General features: G+C 41.6%; 11 protein-coding genes. All 11 read left to right on the forward strand.

What is annotated here, in order from left to right; all coding sequences use genetic code 11:
- The coding region (locus ABN080_RS17675; RefSeq protein ID WP_072077167.1) for an EF-Tu C-terminal domain-related protein at window positions 1-76 on the forward strand (76 nt) is incomplete at its 5' end.
- Between the two features lie 273 nt (window positions 77-349).
- Window positions 350-727 (forward strand): preprotein translocase subunit SecE, encoded by a 378-nt coding sequence (secE, locus tag ABN080_RS17680; protein ID WP_072071069.1) that lies wholly within the window; start codon window positions 350-352, stop codon window positions 725-727.
- A gap of 7 nt (window positions 728-734) precedes the next feature.
- Entirely contained in the window at window positions 735-1,280 is a 546-nt protein-coding gene (gene nusG, locus ABN080_RS17685) for a transcription termination/antitermination protein NusG (protein ID WP_004246900.1), read from the forward strand.
- Between the two features lie 146 nt (window positions 1,281-1,426).
- Window positions 1,427-1,855, forward strand: a complete 429-nt coding sequence (rplK, locus tag ABN080_RS17690) for a 50S ribosomal protein L11 (RefSeq protein ID WP_006534703.1) — start codon at window positions 1,427-1,429, stop codon at window positions 1,853-1,855.
- A 4-nt stretch (window positions 1,856-1,859) separates the two neighbouring features.
- Window positions 1,860-2,561, forward strand: a complete 702-nt coding sequence (rplA, locus tag ABN080_RS17695; RefSeq protein ID WP_196554947.1) for a 50S ribosomal protein L1 — start codon at window positions 1,860-1,862, stop codon at window positions 2,559-2,561.
- A 326-nt stretch (window positions 2,562-2,887) separates the two neighbouring features.
- Entirely contained in the window at window positions 2,888-3,385 is a 498-nt protein-coding gene (rplJ, locus tag ABN080_RS17700) for a 50S ribosomal protein L10 (protein ID WP_006534706.1), read from the forward strand.
- Window positions 3,386-3,448: 63 nt separating this feature from the next.
- Entirely contained in the window at window positions 3,449-3,814 is a 366-nt protein-coding gene (gene rplL, locus ABN080_RS17705) for a 50S ribosomal protein L7/L12 (protein WP_023583093.1), read from the forward strand.
- Between the two features lie 350 nt (window positions 3,815-4,164).
- On the forward strand, window positions 4,165-8,193 hold the full coding sequence (gene rpoB / locus ABN080_RS17710; RefSeq protein ID WP_072071066.1) for a DNA-directed RNA polymerase subunit beta: 4,029 nt from the start codon (window positions 4,165-4,167) through the stop codon (window positions 8,191-8,193).
- A 122-nt stretch (window positions 8,194-8,315) separates the two neighbouring features.
- Window positions 8,316-12,542 (forward strand): DNA-directed RNA polymerase subunit beta', encoded by a 4,227-nt coding sequence (rpoC, locus tag ABN080_RS17715; protein ID WP_072071065.1) that lies wholly within the window; start codon window positions 8,316-8,318, stop codon window positions 12,540-12,542.
- An 80-nt stretch (window positions 12,543-12,622) separates the two neighbouring features.
- Complete coding sequence (locus ABN080_RS17720; protein WP_349441639.1) at window positions 12,623-13,978, forward strand: polysaccharide deacetylase family protein; 1,356 nt, start codon at window positions 12,623-12,625, stop codon at window positions 13,976-13,978.
- Between the two features lie 184 nt (window positions 13,979-14,162).
- On the forward strand, window positions 14,163-15,248 hold the full coding sequence (locus ABN080_RS17725) for an Rpn family recombination-promoting nuclease/putative transposase (protein ID WP_349441640.1): 1,086 nt from the start codon (window positions 14,163-14,165) through the stop codon (window positions 15,246-15,248).
- The last annotated feature ends 9 nt before the right edge of the window (window positions 15,249-15,257 follow it).

Consider the following 15,257-nt stretch of genomic DNA (forward strand, 5'->3'; position numbering starts at 1 on the left):
CGACGGTTTACGTTTCGCTATCCGCGAAGGTGGCCGTACAGTAGGTGCGGGCGTTGTTGCTAAAGTATTAGGTTAATTACTCGCGTAATTTTCCTAGAGAAGGGCATCAATCGATGCCCTTTTTATGCGTTGTTTGAAAAAGAACCTATCTCATCACTAGTTTGATGTAAATTATTGGTGAGATAGGCTCTGATACAACGAATCGAGTCCAGTATCTTGCAGATACGAATGTCATAGAGATATGACACTGTGTCAGATGCAATCATAGTTGATTTTATGGTTAGTCTGATTTGTTTTGCTCTTGCGAGGCAAGCTGGCTATTTATTTACATCATATGACAGGTTAATTTATGAGTGCGAATAGCGGAGCTCAAGATAGCAAACGCGGTGGTGATATCGCTAAATGGATCATTACCGTTTTATTGCTGGCAGTAGCAGTGGGTGGCAACTATCTTTACCGTGAATTTAACCTAGCGTTACGAGCTTTAGCTGTTGTTGCTTTGTTCGTAGCAGCGGGTGGGATCGCGTTGTGGACAACACAAGGTAAAGCAACATTAGTATTTGCTCGCGAAGCGCGCATTGAAATGCGTAAAGTAGTATGGCCAACACGTCAAGAAACATTGCAAACGACCCTGATTGTTGCTGCAGTGACGGCTATTGTGTCATTAGTTCTTTGGGGACTGGATGGCATTCTGGTTCGTTTTGTTTCATTTATTACTGGCCTGTGAGGTGTTCATGACTGATTCTCCAAAAAAACGCTGGTATGTCATTCAGGCATTTTCGGGCTTTGAAGGCCGTGTTGCACAGTCTCTGCGTGAACATATCAAATTAAACGAAATGGAAGACTCATTCGGCGAAGTTATGGTTCCAACCGAAGAAGTGGTTGAGATCCGTAGCGGTCAACGTCGCAAAAGTGAGCGTAAATTTTTCCCAGGTTATGTTCTTGTCCAAATGGTCATGAACGATGCAACTTGGCACTTAGTACGTAATGTACCTCGTGTTATGGGATTTATTGGTGGAACCTCAGACAGACCTGCACCAATTAGTGATAAAGAAGTTGATGCGATTATGAATCGCTTACAACAAGTTGGTGATAAGCCACGTCCTAAAACACTGTTTGAACCAGGTGAAATGGTTCGTGTTAGCGATGGTCCATTCGCTGACTTTAATGGTGTGGTTGAAGAAGTTGATTATGAAAAAAGCCGCTTAAAAGTTTCTGTTTCAATCTTTGGTCGTGCGACACCAGTTGAATTAGACTTTAGTCAGGTTGAAAAAGGTTAAACCTTTTTACGTTGCTTTCTTGCAAAAGGTGGAAAAGTTATCTACAATTTTCCACCTTTCGTTTTGAGTTGTTTTGTCATAAGACAGAACAAAGTAAAATCGGGGAGCCCTAGCCGGGCGATATACCCAAATTGAGGAATTAATTAATGGCTAAGAAAGTCCAAGCCTATATCAAACTGCAAGTTTCTGCAGGTATGGCTAATCCAAGTCCACCAGTTGGTCCAGCTCTGGGTCAACAAGGTGTTAACATCATGGAATTCTGTAAAGCATTCAACGCTAAAACTGAAAGCGTAGAAAAAGGCTTACCAATTCCTGTTGTTATTACAGTTTACGCTGACCGTTCTTTCACTTTCGTTACCAAAACTCCTCCAGCAGCAGTTTTGCTGAAGAAAGCTGCGGGCGTGAAATCAGGTTCTGGTAAACCGAACAAAGAGAAAGTAGGTAAAATTACTTCTGCTCAAGTTCGTGAAATCGCAGAAACTAAAGCTGCGGACCTGACTGGTGCTGACGTTGAAGCTATGATGCGTTCAATTGCTGGTACTGCTCGTTCCATGGGCCTGGTAGTGGAGGATTAATCTGATGGCTAAACTAACCAAGCGCATGCGCAATATCCGTGAAAAAGTTGAAGTAACTAAACAGTACGAAATCGCTGAAGCTGTTGCTTTACTGAAAGAACTGGCTACTGCTAAATTCGTTGAAAGCGTTGACGTTGCTGTTAACCTTGGCATCGATGCACGTAAATCAGATCAAAACGTTCGTGGTGCAACTGTACTTCCACACGGTACTGGCCGTTCAGTTCGCGTTGCTGTATTCGCACAAGGTGCAAATGCAGAAGCTGCTAAAGAAGCAGGCGCTGAATTAGTCGGTATGGACGACTTAGCTGCTAAAGTTAAAGCTGGCGAAATGGACTTTGACGTTGTTATCGCATCTCCAGATGCAATGCGCGTTGTAGGTCAATTAGGTCAAATCCTTGGCCCACGTGGCTTAATGCCAAACCCGAAAGTGGGTACTGTAACTCCTAACGTTGCTGAAGCAGTTAAAAATGCTAAAGCTGGTCAGGTTCGTTACCGTAACGACAAAAATGGTATTATCCATACCACTATCGGTAAAGTTGATTTCAACGAAGAACAGTTGAAAGAAAACTTAGAAGCTCTGCTGGTTGCGCTGAAAAAAGCAAAACCATCTGCAGCGAAAGGCGTTTATATCAAGAAAGTAAGCCTGTCTACCACTATGGGTGCAGGTGTTGCTATTGATCAAGCTAGCTTGAGCGCGACAGTTTAATCTTAGATTAGACTAAAGTCATAAAAGACTTTACCTTGGCGTCAAATTTGTATAGAATTTGACGCCTTGAGTTTAGCTATGTGGTATTTTATTTAAGTCTACATAACTAAATTCTCTGAATTTCGGTTGGAGTCTGGCCTATCCAGACCCCGTCCAAGACCGCAGGTGTAAGTAATTACTTAATTTTCCTGCGTAGACGGTGAGAGAGCCAATAAAGAATTATATATTCTGGATTCTACTCACCGTGTTTTAGCGCTTATACCATTGTGGTAATAAGTGATGTGAGTCCCGAGTTTTTACTCGGTTAATCCAGGAGCAAGAAGCTAATGGCACTAAATCTTCAAGACAAACAAGCGATTGTTGCTGAAGTCAGCGAAGTTGCCAAAGGTGCGCTTTCTGCAGTTGTTGCGGATTCCCGTGGCGTTACTGTAGCTAAAATGACCGAACTGCGTAAAGCATGTCGTGAAGCTGGCGTTACTGTACGTGTAGTACGTAACACACTTCTGCGTCGTGCTGTTGAAGGTACTTCTTATGAAGTACTGAAAGATGCATTTGTTGGTCCAACCTTGATTGCATTTTCTGCTGAACATCCGGGCGCTGCAGCTCGTCTGTTCAAAGATTTCGCGAAAGCGAACCCAGCATTCGAGATTAAAGCGGCTGCCTTTGAAGGTGAGTTTATCCCAGGTTCGAACATCGATCGTCTGGCTACACTCCCAACTTACGATGAAGCAATCGCACGCCTGATGGCAACCATGAAAGAAGCCTCTGCAGGCAAATTGGTTCGCACTCTGGCTGCTCTGCGCGATCAGAAAGAAGCTGCTTAATAGCCAATTTCTTCGTTGCTTTATTTACGTATAAACTTTTTCTGAATTTTAGGAACACTTGTTATGTCTATTTCTAAAGACGATATCTTAAACGCAGTTGCTGAAATGTCTGTAATGGACGTTGTTGAACTGATCTCTATGATGGAAGAAAAATTCGGTGTATCTGCTGCTGCAGCTGTTGCTGTTGCTGCGGGTCCAGCAGAAGCTGCTGAAGAGAAAACTGAATTTGACGTTATCCTGAAAGCTATCGGCGGTAACAAAGTAGCAGTAATCAAAGCAGTACGTGGCGCTACCGGTCTTGGCCTGAAAGAAGCTAAAGACTTAGTAGAATCTGCACCAGCAGCTCTGAAAGAAGGCGTAAGCAAAGATGATGCTGAAGCTCTGAAGAAAGCTCTGGAAGAAGCAGGCGCTGAGGTTGAAGTTAAATAATTTAACTTCCCAGAGTGCAGCCTAACGGCTGATGGCTGGTGATTTTTTGGTCACCAGCCTTTTTGCGCTGTAAGGTAAGAGTAGCTTTTTCACACTTTTTGGCTTTCTCTCTACCTCAATATTTTTTGCTATTGACGACTTAATATACTGTATTACTCACTACGATCCACGTTGTCCAAAAGCTCGGTAGTGAACTCAATGCAATGAAATGATTTAAGAGTAATAGCAATAAGTATTATGGAAAATTACATTTTCCTACCTACAAAAAATAGTGTTAGCAGAATGTCGTGTCGCCCTTAATAACTAAGGGTAGGCAGAGTGGGTCACTTTTCAGCGAGCTGAGGAACCCTATGGTTTACTCCTATACCGAGAAAAAACGTATTCGTAAGGATTTTGGTAAACGTCCACAAGTTCTGGATGTTCCCTATCTCCTTTCTATCCAACTTGACTCGTTCCAGAAGTTTATCGAGCAAGATCCTGATGGTCAAAACGGTCTGGAAGCAGCTTTCCGTTCCGTATTCCCTATCCAAAGCTATAGTGGCAATGCTGAATTACAGTATGTCAGCTACCGCTTAGGCGAGCCTGTTTTTGATGTTAAAGAATGTCAGATCCGCGGTGTAACTTATTCTGCACCTCTGCGTGTAAAACTGCGTCTGGTCATTTATGAACGTGAAGCCCCAGAAGGCACCGTTAAAGACATTAAAGAACAAGAAGTCTATATGGGTGAAATCCCATTAATGACCGATAATGGTACCTTTGTAATCAATGGTACTGAGCGTGTTATCGTTTCCCAGTTACACCGTAGCCCTGGTGTGTTCTTTGATAGTGACAAAGGTAAAACACACTCATCTGGTAAGGTACTGTATAACGCACGTATTATCCCTTATCGTGGCTCATGGTTAGACTTCGAATTCGACCCTAAAGATAACCTTTTTGTCCGTATTGACCGTCGCCGTAAATTACCTGCGACTATCATTTTACGCGCAATGAACTACAGCACTGAAGAAATCTTAGGTTTATTCTTCGAAAAAACATTGTTTGAAATCAGCAACAACAAGCTGATGATGACATTAGTGCCTGAACGTCTGCGTGGTGAAACTGCTTCATTTGATATTGAAGCAAACGGCAAAGTATATGTTGAAAAAGGCCGTCGTATTACTGCTCGCCATATTCGTCAATTAGAAAAAGAACAAGTTGACCGCATTGAAGTACCTGTTGAATATATTGCAGGTAAAGTGGTTGCTCGTGATTATATTGATGAAGCAACAGGTGAACTGATTTGTGCTGCTAACATGGAAATCTCTTTAGATGTGTTAGCTCGCTTAAGTCAAGCTGGTCATAAAACGATTGAAACTCTGTTTACCAATGACTTAGATCATGGTGCTTATATTTCAGAAACTGTTCGCGTCGATCCTACAAACGATCGCTTAAGCGCGTTAGTTGAAATCTATCGCATGATGCGTCCTGGTGAGCCACCTACACGCGAAGCTGCAGAAAACTTATTTGAGAACTTATTCTTCTCTGAAGATCGTTATGATCTTTCTGCTGTGGGTCGTATGAAGTTCAACCGTTCGTTAAGCCGTGACGAAGTTGAAGGTTCTGGCATCCTGAGCCAAGAAGATATCATTGAAGTAATGAAAAAACTGATTGATATCCGTAATGGTAAAGGTGAAGTGGATGATATCGACCACTTAGGTAACCGTCGTATTCGTTCTGTTGGCGAAATGGCTGAAAACCAATTCCGTGTTGGTCTGGTGCGTGTTGAGCGTGCAGTTAAAGAACGTCTGTCTTTAGGCGATCTTGATGCATTAATGCCACAAGATATGATCAATGCAAAACCGATTTCTGCTGCTGTCAAAGAGTTCTTTGGCTCTAGCCAGTTATCACAGTTTATGGATCAGAATAACCCGCTATCAGAAATTACGCATAAACGTCGTATTTCTGCATTAGGCCCAGGTGGTTTGACCCGTGAACGTGCAGGCTTCGAAGTTCGAGACGTACACCCAACTCACTACGGTCGTGTGTGCCCAATCGAAACGCCTGAAGGTCCAAACATCGGTCTTATCAACTCATTATCTGTTTATGCACAGACTAACGAGTACGGTTTCCTTGAAACGCCTTACCGTGTTGTTGAAAACAACGCTGTAACAGATGAAATTCATTATCTGTCTGCAATTGAAGAAGGTAACTTCATCATTGCTCAGGCTAACTCCGTATTAGACGATGACAATCACTTCGTTGAAGAATTAGTTACTTGCCGTCATAAAGGTGAGTCAAGCTTATTTAGTCGTGACCAAGTTCAGTACATGGACGTTTCAACCCAACAGGTTGTTTCTGTCGGTGCTTCACTGATCCCATTCCTTGAACACGATGACGCCAACCGTGCATTGATGGGTGCGAACATGCAACGTCAGGCTGTTCCTACACTTCGTGGTGATAAACCACTAGTAGGTACAGGTATGGAACGTGCTGTAGCGGTTGACTCCGGTGTTACTGCAGTTGCTAAACGTGGTGGTGTTGTTCAGTATGTTGATGCTTCTCGTATCGTTATCAAAGTTAACGAAGAAGAGACTTACGCTGGTGAAGCGGGCATTGATATCTATAGCTTGACTAAATACACCCGTTCTAACCAGAACACATGTATTAACCAAACACCTTGCGTATCTTTAGGTGAACCTGTTGATCGCGGTGATGTGTTAGCTGATGGTCCTTCAACAGACCTTGGTGAGTTAGCATTAGGCCAAAACATGCGCGTGGCATTTATGCCATGGAATGGTTATAACTACGAGGACTCCATCCTTGTATCTGAGCGTGTTGTTCAAGAAGATCGTTTCACAACTATCCATATTCAAGAACTGGCTTGTGTCTCTCGTGATACTAAGTTAGGGCCTGAAGAGATCACAGCTGATATCCCGAACGTTGGTGAAGCCGCGTTATCTAAACTGGATGAATCAGGTATCGTTTATATCGGTGCTGAAGTGAAAGGCGGTGACATTCTGGTTGGTAAAGTAACACCTAAAGGTGAAACTCAACTGACTCCAGAAGAGAAACTGTTGCGTGCTATCTTCGGTGAAAAAGCATCTGATGTTAAAGATTCTTCTCTACGTGTTCCTAATGGTGTGTCTGGTACAGTTATCGATGTACAAGTCTTCACCCGTGATGGCGTAGAAAAAGATAAACGTGCATTAGAAATTGAAGAATCACAGTTACGTGAAGTTAAGAAAGACTTAACTGAAGAACTGCGTATCTTTGAAGCTGGTCTATTCGCTCGTATCCGTGGTGTTCTGATTGCTGGCGGTATTGAAGCTGAGAAATTAGATAAATTACCTCGTGAACGTTGGTTAGAACTGGGTATTGCGGATGAAGAGAAGCAAAACCAGTTAGAACAATTAGCAGAACAGTATGATGAACTGAAAGCTGAGTTCGCGAAGAAACTGGAAGCTAAACGTCGTAAAATCACTCAAGGTGATGATTTAGCACCAGGTGTGCTGAAAATCGTTAAGGTTTATCTGGCTGTTAAACGTCAGATCCAACCTGGTGATAAGATGGCGGGTCGTCATGGTAACAAGGGTGTTATCTCTAAGATTAACCCTATTGAAGACATGCCATACGATGAAAACGGCAATCCAGTTGACCTCGTACTGAACCCACTGGGTGTACCATCACGTATGAACATCGGTCAGATCCTTGAAACTCACTTGGGTATGGCTGCTAAAGGTATCGGTGATAAGATCAACGCGATGCTGAAACAGCAACAAGAAGTTGCTAAATTACGTGAATTTATCCAGAAAGCTTACGATCTGGGTATGGCACCTCGTCAGAAAGTTGATCTGGACACCTTCAGCGATGAAGAAGTGTTACGTCTGGCTGAAAACCTGAAAAAAGGTATGCCAACCGCAACACCAGTGTTCGATGGTGCAGAAGAAATGGAAATTAAAGAGATGCTTAAATTAGCTGATCTTCCAACTTCTGGTCAGATTACACTTTTCGATGGTCGTACAGGTGAGCAATTTGAGCGTCCAGTAACTGTTGGTTACATGTACATGCTGAAACTGAACCACTTAGTTGATGATAAGATGCACGCCCGTTCTACTGGTTCGTACAGCTTAGTTACTCAGCAACCTCTTGGTGGTAAAGCTCAGTTTGGTGGACAGCGTTTCGGGGAGATGGAAGTGTGGGCACTGGAAGCATACGGTGCAGCTTATACTCTTCAAGAAATGCTTACTGTTAAGTCGGATGACGTTAACGGTCGTACCAAAATGTACAAAAACATCGTTGATGGTAATCATCAGATGGAACCAGGTATGCCAGAGTCGTTCAACGTATTGTTGAAAGAGATCCGTTCACTGGGTATCAACATCGAATTGGAAGACGAATAACGGATTCCATAGAGACAGACTGCTAGAGATGGCAGTCTGTCAAACAGTGACTACACTGGTTTAAAGGGGTGAATGACAGGGGTCATTTGCCTGGCAGGTCTAACTCCGACAGGAGCCATTTCGTGAAAGACTTATTAAAGTTTCTGAAAGCGCAAACCAAGACCGAAGAGTTTGATGCGATCAAAATTGCTCTGGCATCACCTGATATGATCCGTTCATGGTCATTTGGTGAAGTTAAAAAGCCAGAAACAATTAACTACCGTACGTTCAAACCAGAACGTGACGGTCTTTTCTGTGCCCGTATTTTCGGACCAGTAAAAGATTACGAATGTTTGTGTGGTAAATACAAACGTTTAAAACACCGTGGTGTTATCTGTGAGAAGTGTGGCGTTGAAGTTACACAAACTAAAGTTCGTCGTGAACGCATGGGTCACATCGAATTAGCTTCTCCAGTTGCTCACATTTGGTTCTTGAAATCATTACCGTCCCGTATCGGTTTGCTGCTGGATATGCCACTGCGCGATATTGAACGTGTATTGTATTTTGAATCTTACGTTGTTGTTGAAGGCGGGATGACTAGCCTTGAACGTGGTCAAATCTTAACAGAAGAGCAATACCTCGATGCATTAGAAGAATTCGGTGACGAATTTGATGCGAAGATGGGTGCAGAAGCTGTTCAGAACCTCTTACAGAGCATGGATCTGGAACAAGAGTGTGAAACGTTACGTGAAGAGTTAAACGAAACTAACTCTGAAACTAAACGTAAGAAACTGACTAAACGTATCAAGTTACTTGAAGCGTTCATGCAATCAGGCAATAAACCTGAGTGGATGATCTTAACTGTACTGCCTGTGTTACCACCAGACTTACGTCCACTGGTTCCACTTGATGGCGGTCGTTTTGCGACATCTGACCTGAACGATTTATATCGTCGTGTGATCAACCGTAACAACCGTTTAAAACGCCTGCTTGATTTAGCAGCTCCAGACATTATCGTACGTAATGAAAAACGTATGTTGCAAGAGTCTGTGGATGCGTTATTAGATAACGGTCGTCGTGGTCGTGCGATCACAGGTTCGAACAAACGTCCTCTGAAATCTTTGGCTGATATGATCAAAGGTAAACAAGGTCGTTTCCGTCAAAACCTGTTAGGTAAACGTGTTGACTATTCTGGTCGTTCTGTAATCACCGTTGGTCCATACCTGCGTCTGCATCAGTGTGGTCTACCGAAAAAAATGGCTCTTGAGTTATTCAAACCATTTATTTACGGAAAACTGGAAACCCGTGGTTTAGCGACAACAATTAAAGCCGCTAAAAAAATGGTTGAGCGCGAAGAAGCGGTTGTTTGGGATATCTTAGATGAAGTTATCCGCGAACACCCAGTGATGCTAAACCGTGCACCAACACTTCACCGTTTAGGTATTCAGGCATTTGAACCAATCCTTATCGAAGGTAAAGCTATTCAGTTACACCCACTCGTTTGTGCGGCATACAACGCCGACTTCGATGGTGACCAAATGGCGGTTCACGTACCATTGACATTAGAAGCGCAACTAGAAGCTCGTGCGCTGATGATGTCAACAAATAACATCCTGTCTCCAGCAAGTGGTGACCCAATCATCGTTCCTTCACAGGACGTTGTATTAGGTCTTTACTACATGACTCGTGACTGCATCAATGCCAAAGGTGAAGGCATGGTGCTAAGTGGTCCTAAAGAAGCTGAACGCGTTTATCGCGCTGGTTTAGCCTCTTTACACGCACGTGTTAAAGTACGTATCACTGAAGAGATCAAAGATGGCGAAGGTAACATCACTACTGAAACTAGCTTAAAAGACACTACTGTCGGCCGAGCTATTTTATGGATGATCGTACCAAAAGGCCTACCTTACGCGCTGGTTAACCAACCATTAGGTAAGAAAGCAATCTCTAAAATGCTTAATACCTGTTATCGCGTCATGGGCTTGAAGCCAACAGTTATTTTTGCTGACCAAATCATGTATACCGGTTTTGCTTACGCAGCACGTTCAGGTGCTTCAGTAGGTATCGATGACATGGTTATCCCTGCGAAAAAAGCAGAGATCATTGCAGAAGCAGAAGCTGAAGTTGCAGAAATTCAGGAACAGTTCCAATCCGGTCTGGTAACAGCGGGCGAACGTTACAACAAAGTCATCGATATTTGGGCTGCGGCGAATGAGCGCGTAGCGAAAGCGATGATGGAAAACCTGTCTACTGAAACCGTTATTAACCGTAATGGTGAAGAAGAACAACAAGTATCTTTCAACAGCATCTTTATGATGGCTGACTCCGGTGCTCGTGGTTCTGCAGCTCAGATCCGTCAGTTAGCAGGTATGCGTGGTCTGATGGCTAAGCCAGATGGCTCAATCATCGAGACACCAATCACAGCGAACTTCCGTGAAGGTCTGAACGTACTCCAGTACTTCATCTCAACCCACGGTGCTCGTAAAGGTCTTGCGGATACAGCACTGAAAACAGCAAACTCCGGTTACTTGACTCGTCGTTTAGTTGACGTTGCACAAGACTTAGTTGTCACAGAAGACGACTGTGGTACAACCGAAGGTGTTATGATGACTCCGGTTATCGAAGGTGGAGATGTTAAAGAGCCACTGCGTGAACGTGTATTAGGTCGTGTAGCTGCAGAAGATATTCTGAAACCAGGTACTGCCGATATTCTTGTTCCACGTAACACCCTGTTAAACGAAAAACTGTGTGACTTGTTAGAAGAAAACTCAGTTGACAGCGTAAAAGTACGTTCAGTTGTAACCTGTAACACAGACTTCGGTGTATGTGCTAAATGTTATGGTCGTGACCTTGCTCGTGGTCATATCATCAACAAAGGTGAAGCTATCGGTGTTATCGCGGCACAGTCAATCGGTGAACCAGGTACACAGTTAACGATGCGTACGTTCCACATCGGTGGTGCGGCATCTCGTGCGGCAGCAGAATCTAGCATTCAAGTACGTAATAAAGGTACTCTGAAGCTGTTCAATGCGAAGTTCATTACCAATACTGCGGGTAAATTAGTTATCACTTCTCGTAACACAGAATTACGTTTAATTGACGAATTCGGTCGTACGAAAGAAAGCTACAAAGTGCCTTACGGTGCTCAATTAGCGAAAGGTGATGGCGAAGCGGTTAATGGTGGCGAAACTGTTGCTAACTGGGATCCACATACAATGCCAGTTGTGAGTGAAGTATCTGGTATCATTCGTTTTGCTGACATGGTTGATGGTCAAACCATCACACGTCAAACAGATGAATTAACAGGTCTTTCTTCACTGGTTGTTCTGGATTCAGCAGAGCGTACAGGTAGCGGTAAAGATTTACGTCCAGCACTGCGCATCACTGATGCACAAGGCAAAGATGTATTGATCCCGAATACTGATATGCCAGCACAGTACTTCCTGCCAGGTAAAGCAATTGTTCAGTTAGACGATGGCATTACAATTAACGCAGGTGACACTTTAGCGCGTATTCCACAAGAATCTGGCGGTACTAAAGATATCACCGGTGGTCTGCCACGCGTAGCTGACCTGTTTGAAGCTCGTCGTCCGAAAGAGCCCGCAATCCTTGCTGAAATCAGCGGTATTGTATCGTTCGGTAAAGAGACTAAAGGTAAACGTCGTCTAGTTATTTCTCCATTAGACGGTAGCGATGCATACGAAGAGATGATCCCTAAATGGCGTCAGCTTAACGTATTCGAGGGTGAGGTTGTGGAACGCGGTGATGTTATCTCCGATGGTCCAGAGTCACCACACGACATTCTGCGCTTACGTGGTGTTCATGCGGTTACTCGCTATATCACTAACGAAGTACAGGAAGTTTACCGTTTACAAGGCGTTAAGATTAACGATAAACACATCGAAGTTATCGTTCGTCAGATGCTACGTAAAGTTACCATTGAGAACGCAGGAAGCTCTGAGTTCCTCGAAGGTGAACAGGTTGAATACGCTCGCGTTAAAGTATCAAACCGTGTTCTGGAAGATGATGGTAAAGTACCAGCAACGTATGCTCGTGACCTGTTAGGTATCACGAAAGCATCTCTGGCAACTGAATCCTTCATCTCTGCTGCATCATTCCAAGAAACAACGCGTGTTCTGACTGAAGCAGCGGTAGCAGGTAAACGTGACGAATTACGTGGCTTGAAAGAGAACGTTATTGTTGGTCGCTTGATCCCAGCAGGTACAGGGTATGCGTATCACCAAGATCGTATGAAGCGTCGTCAATCACAATTGCCAGCAGATGAAACTGAAACAACAATCAGTGCTGATGAAGCATCTGCTAACTTAGCAGAATTACTGAATGCTGGTTTTGGTGGATTAAAAGACTAAAATCTAATTTAGATTAGATTGAAATGCCCTCCATTGTGAGGGCATTTTTTGTTTCTGTTCTACAATAAGTAGGCGAAATGATGAGAATAATAACTAACGGATTGATTATCCTATTTTTTATTTTTACTGGTCTTGCTTTTGCAACCCCTTTAGAAAAGGAAATACCAACAGAAACACAATGGAATTTAGAAACTTCGATCACAACATTGATGCAGCTTCGGCAACAAAAAACTTTATATGCTTTTATTGGTAATAAACTAAGACCTGTTGCTGAGCTATATCCTAATCGGGGATTTTATGTTTCAGATGCGATAAATAATTACCATAAAATACAATTTGGAAATGCCCAAGGTTATTTGGAAGCTGGTTATTTAGAAGATGGTTACATTGAAGATATTGCTTCTATTTCGGTCGATAGGAAAATACGTTTCTTATCATATAGTACGAAGAAAACCGATTATCCTATCTATGAATATCTGATCACAACAAAAAATACCCCCATCTATAGTGATAAAGATATTGCGAGCCCACAAATAGCGATACTCTTATCCAATTTACGCTATCCTGTGCTATCACGCACAATAAAAGAAGATGCTAATGGAAGTAAAATCAATTGGTTTGAGATCTCTTTAGGTGACCGCTTAGGTTATATTTCATCAAGGGATGTAAAACCTGATTTAGGGATACCGGTGCTTACTTATCATCATATTCTCAAAGCAACGGAAAATCATAATTTTCGTCATACATCAACAACAACATCATTAACCGCCTTTACAGAGCAGATGAATTATTTAAAAGAAGCCGGGTATGAAACGCTTTCACTAAACCAAGTTGCAGGCTATTTAAATAAAAATATTAATTTGCCGGGACGAGCCGTCGCATTAACATTTGATGATGGTTTACAATCTGTTTATCGCTATGCCTATCCACTTTTAAAAGAAAATGGCCAAAGAGCAACATTATTTGTTATTTCATCACGTATAAAATCTAAAATACCTAAATGGGCACCCAATTCATTACAATTTATGAGTTGGCAGGCACTGAAATCAAGCCGAGATGTTTTTGATATTCAGTCACATTCTCATTTTTTACATCGTTTAGATAATAATAAAAAACCCATTATATTTAGTCGCCAATCTCATACTATCGTATTAGATTTACAGCACTCACAGCGTGTTTTGCGATTATTAAACCCACATCAATATGCTTTTGCATACCCTTTTGGTGGATATAATCAAAGAGCAATCAATGCAGTCAAAGCGTCGGGTATGACATTGGCGGTGACGACTCAGCAAGGAAAAGTTCGTTTAGGTGATCCACCTTTCGCTCTAAAACGGCTATATGCGTTAAGTACAGATCCCATTGAGAAATTTGCGAGGATGGTGGGTAATGATGAATATGAAGTGGTGAATAAAAATATCGTTGTTGATAAATAAAAATTATAATATTAGAAAAATACCTTTGATATTTATTGAAGGTATTTTTTTATTTCTCCCCATTACTCACTCAGTTAAGATCAATAAATAACTTATATTTTTCAGATAATTATGATGATTTTCTAGTGATAAAAATTCATTTTTTTCTGTAAGCTGGCAATCCAAATTCAGCATGGAGCTAGTTATGAAAAAATCTATATCCATATCTTCTTATGATTCTGCATTTAAACGTTTTATGATGAATGTCAGTAATGCGAAAGACTTTTTCTTTGTCCATTTACCAGAGGACTTAAAAAGTCATTGTGATTTTTCAACGTTGCAATTACAAAATTCTTCTTTCATCGATATTAACTTACGTTCTCGTATGTCTGATATTTTGTATTTAGTGAAAACCAAAGAGGGTGATATTTCTATTTATTTATTAGTAGAACATCAATCTAGGCCAGATAAAATGATAGGTTGGCGTATGATGAATTATGCATTTTACACTATGAATCAACATTTACAGCAAGGTTATAAATTTTTACCCCTCGTTGTTCCTATTCTGTTTTATCATGGCAAGAAAAAACCTTATCCTTTTCCTGTTAATTGGATGTCATGTTTTCCACTTACTTCACTTGCTAATCAACTTTATTCTAATAGCTTTTCTTTAATTGATTTGACTTCAATTGATGATGATATTTTGCTGACTCATAAAAAAGCAGCAGTAATGGAAATTGCAATGAAGCACGTTAATAGTTGTCATGATATTAATGAGATTGCAATACTTCTATCAAAAGCAATAAATCAGAAAAACTGCAGAGATGAAGACACAGTTGCTGTTGTAGAATATTTATTCTCAATTATGGACGCATCAGATTTTGAGTTCATTTTAAATAAAATAGTTGAACAAGTAGATAACCACAAAGAGGTGATTATGAATATAGCGTGGAGATTAGAAAATAAGGGATTTAATTTAGGTGTAAGTGAAGGGTTTGAAATAGGCAAAAATGAGGGGATCGAACTGGGCAAAAATGTAGGTATTGAAATAGGTAAGAATGTAGGTATTGAAATAGGTAAGAATGTAGGTATTGAAATAGGTTGGGCTAAAGGCATTGAGTTAGGTAAAACGGAAGGTATTGAGTTAGGTAAAACAGAGGGTATTGAAATTGGTAAAAAAATAGTACAAATAGAATTAGCTCAAAACTTATTAAAAGAAAATTTTGATCTTTTATTTATTGAGAAAATATCAGGTTTAAGTATTCAAGAACTTGAAGAATTAGCAGCGTAAGAATTAAGT

It is taken from the genome of Proteus sp. fly-1089, from assembly GCF_040138965.1.
GTDB classification, from domain to species: Bacteria; Pseudomonadota; Gammaproteobacteria; order Enterobacterales; family Enterobacteriaceae; genus Proteus; species Proteus vulgaris_B.